The sequence below is a fragment of the Phaeovulum sp. genome (genome assembly GCF_041596715.1).
GTDB lineage: Bacteria > Pseudomonadota > Alphaproteobacteria > Rhodobacterales > Rhodobacteraceae > UBA6213.
Genome location: NZ_JBFHIA010000291.1, coordinates 1 through 3353 on the forward strand (window position 1 = coordinate 1; position 3353 = coordinate 3353).

Below are 3353 nucleotides of genomic sequence, written 5' to 3' on the forward strand. Positions count from 1 at the left end.
GCACGATTTCAGGCTCGGCTGCGGTAGCGGTCGTTTCGTCGGCCGCGCCCACATCGGCTGCTTCGCTTGTCGGTGCAGTTGGTGCTGTGGCCAAATCGGTTGCGGCTGCGCTGTCCGCGTCAGGCGCTAGCGTGGCGGCATTAGCACTTTCGTCCGCCAAGGGGGCCGCGTCGGGTGCGGGGTCGGGCACAAGCGGCACGGTCGCTATCTCGGGCAGAGGGGCAAGAGGTCCGCTCTCGGCAATTGCATCTGCGATGGGGGCGGCGGTATCGGCGGGCGTGACCGGTGCGGGCAATTGCACGACGGCGGGCAGGTCTGACGCAGGCGGTTCTTTCGGGTCAAGAAACAACGACCAGACCGCCACAACCGCCATGAACAGCACAAGCGCCGAACTCAGCACCACGCCCAGATATGCAGAGCGCCGCGGTATCGGTCGGGCCATGCGCGCGCCGAACACACCGCGCTTGGCGGGTGCCGCGTTTACATCCGCTGTGGGCGCGGGGTCGGCGGGTGTCAGCGAGGCTGCCGCCGCGTTGCGGTTTGCAAGCCTGCGTGCCAGCGCCTGCCCGGCCGCGCTGCCCGATGCTGCGGCGCGCCCGGCAAGTGCCTGCAACTGCTGCGCCGCACCCGGTGCGGGTTTTGCGCGCACCGCTGCGGGGGATGGTGCCGCGATGGCGCTGCCTTCGCGCGCCAGTCGAGGGTCAGGCACCCGCGCACCTGCACCACCAAGTTTCAGTCTTGGGGGGACTGCCACCGTTTCCTTGGTAACTTCGCCTTCATCCGGTTTTGCCGAATCGCTTTGCAGCGCCGCGTGAGCGGGTGTTTCGCTGGCCTTATTGCGCTGCGCGACCAAACCTTTGGGCGTGATCGGGGTGGCGCTTTTGTCAGGTTGCGCGCGGCGGCTGGCGAACAAGGCGCTGGTGGGCAGTGCGACAGGTGGCGCAGGTGCAGCCGGAGTCTCGGGCGCGGCATCACCCTCGATTGGCGCAGCATCCGCCGCAGGGGCTGCGTCTGAGCCTGCGTCAGCAAGATCTGCGGCGGCAGGCGCGTCTGCTGCGGCAAGGGCCTCGGGTGGCGCGGCCACTGGCTCTGTTGCCTCGCGCGGGGCGGCGCTTTCGGTGCCCGCCGCATCGGGCAGGCCAATATCGCTCGCGGTATCGGGTTCGAAGGTTTCGGGGGGTGTTGCAGCTTCAGGGGCGGCAGGCAGATCGAGCTTCGCGGTCACTGGCTCTGTCGCATCACCGGCTTCGGTTGCGGCATCTGCTTCGCTAGCCTCGGGCAGTGCGCCTGTATCCGGTGCGGCGCTGGCTGTGGCTGGAATGTCCCCGTCGTTCTTGGCGGCCGCGTCTGCCGCCGCCTCGGGCGCTGTGGTTTCGACGGTCGCAGCATCTGCGGTCAAAGCTGCGGCTTCGGCTTTTTTGCTTTTTTTCCCGCGGCTTGCAGCAGGCTTTGCTGCACCGTCTTTTGCAGCCGGTTTTGGCGCCTTGGTAGTGCCCCGTGGCTTGCGCTTTGGCGCGGGTGCTGCGGCATCGGCGGGTATCTCTGGTGGGGCGGTAAGTCCAGCCGAGGTTTCGTCAGCCTTGGCCGCGCCCGCCTCTACGTCGCTCACCCCCGCCGCAGGCTCCTGCTGCGCGTCGAGTGCGGACCCATCTTTGGGTGTCTCGGTCACTGCCGATGGCTCCTGCGAAACGGGTGTTTGGGCGATGGGGTCGGCCTCTGGTGCTGGCGCGTCAGCAGGCGGCGCGGGGTCTGCCGCGGCTTGCGGCTCTGCTGGGTCTGGGCCTTGGGCAAGCGCCGAGGCGGTATCCGATGCCTCGGTTTCGGTCTCGGGCTGCGGTTCGGGCTGCGGTTCGGCCTCAGGCTGCGGTTCGGGCGTGGGCGCGGGCGACTGATCAAGCTCTGTCCCGGCATCAGGCGGCGGCACCTCATCTAAAAGCTCGGGCTCAGGCACCTCGATCGGCGGTTCTGTTGCCTCTGCCTCTACCTTTGCCTCAGCCGTTGGCTCTGGCGCGGCGGCGGCCTGCGACTCGGCAGGGGGGGCGTCAGCCTCTTGGCGCGGTGCGGCGATGCCCAGAATGCGGATTGGGTCTTGGTCACGGTCAAGCCGGGCACCCTCGGGCAGATATTGCGCGGCGCTGCGGGTCAGCCCAAAGAAGGGCTCGCCCGCGAATTCGCCTGCGGCAGGAATCGTGACAAAGCTGACCGGGTTGAAGCGGTGGGTTTCGGCAAAAGCCGCCGCCTCATTCAATGTCTCGCGCGCCACCACGGCCACACGCACCGTTTTGCCGGTGCCTGACCAGTCGAACACCAGATCATCAACCGCGTAGGGCGTGCGCCCCTCCAGCGCGCGGGTGATCTGCCGCCGCCGTTGCGCGGCATCGGGGCCGGGTGCATCAATCGAAAGATACAGCACCTGCGATGCGGGAATGACGATTTTGCTCAATATCCCCTGCGGCACCAAGCCCAGCCCGGTGCGCCGCAATGCAGCCAAAGCCCCCGGCAAGTCGGGTGAATCGAGCGGCACGTCCCCGACACTCAGCCAGCCGGAACCCGTGCGGTGCAACAGGCCGATGCCGTCATGTGTCAGATTGAGCGCGAAAGAGGGTTTCATGCCAAGCCCCTAGCACAAATCAACAAGGGGCTGAAACCGCTGAAACGGGCCCCAAGGCAGGTTATGGCAGATTTCTGCGCATGGAAAGGCGGGTTGATCGGATGCCATCTGTGCCGCCATATCGCGCCCACCTAGCCGCGAAGGGGCGGGGCGGAAAAACACGCAAATGCTCTGTCTGGAAAGTCTTTTTGGCCAAGGCGGTGCCTTGGCTGGCCGTTTGACGCTTGCGCCAAATCGGCGAGCAAGGCGCGGCATGAGCGGGCGATGGTAGACCATCGCGCGCTCATGCCCTCAGTCTTTTGCTCAGGCCGTTGCCAAGGCCAACGCCTGATCGAGGTCGGCAATCAGATCGCCCACATCTTCGATGCCGATCGACAGACGCACCAGATTTGGCGCAGCCCCTGCCGCCACCTGTTGGGCTTCAGTCAATTGGCGGTGCGTGGTCGAGGCGGAATGGATGACAAGGCTGCGCGTGTCGCCAAGGTTGGCCACATGGCTGAACAGCTTGAGGTTATCGACCAGCTTCACGCAGGCGTCATAGCCGCCCTTCACCGCAAAGGTGAACAGCGCCCCGGCCCCCTTGGGCGTCACCTTCGCCACCCGGCTGTGCCACGGCGATGAGGGCAGGCCTGCGTAAGTGACAGACTCGACACGCGGATCACGCTCCAGCCATTCCGCGATCTTCCCGGCATTCTCGACATGGCGCTGCATCCGCAGGCTCAAGGTCTCGATCCCCATCAGC

The 3353-nt window shown here is 66.4% G+C and carries 2 protein-coding genes; both read right to left on the reverse strand.

The window, feature by feature from the left end:
• Positions 1 to 2611, reverse strand: a 2611-nt coding sequence (locus ABY403_RS14790) for a hypothetical protein (protein ID WP_372841586.1), incomplete at its 3' end; no start/stop codon positions are given.
• A gap of 303 nt (positions 2612 to 2914) precedes the next feature.
• Positions 2915 to 3353, reverse strand: a 439-nt coding sequence (locus ABY403_RS14795) for a PLP-dependent transferase (RefSeq protein ID WP_372841587.1), incomplete at its 5' end; no start/stop codon positions are given.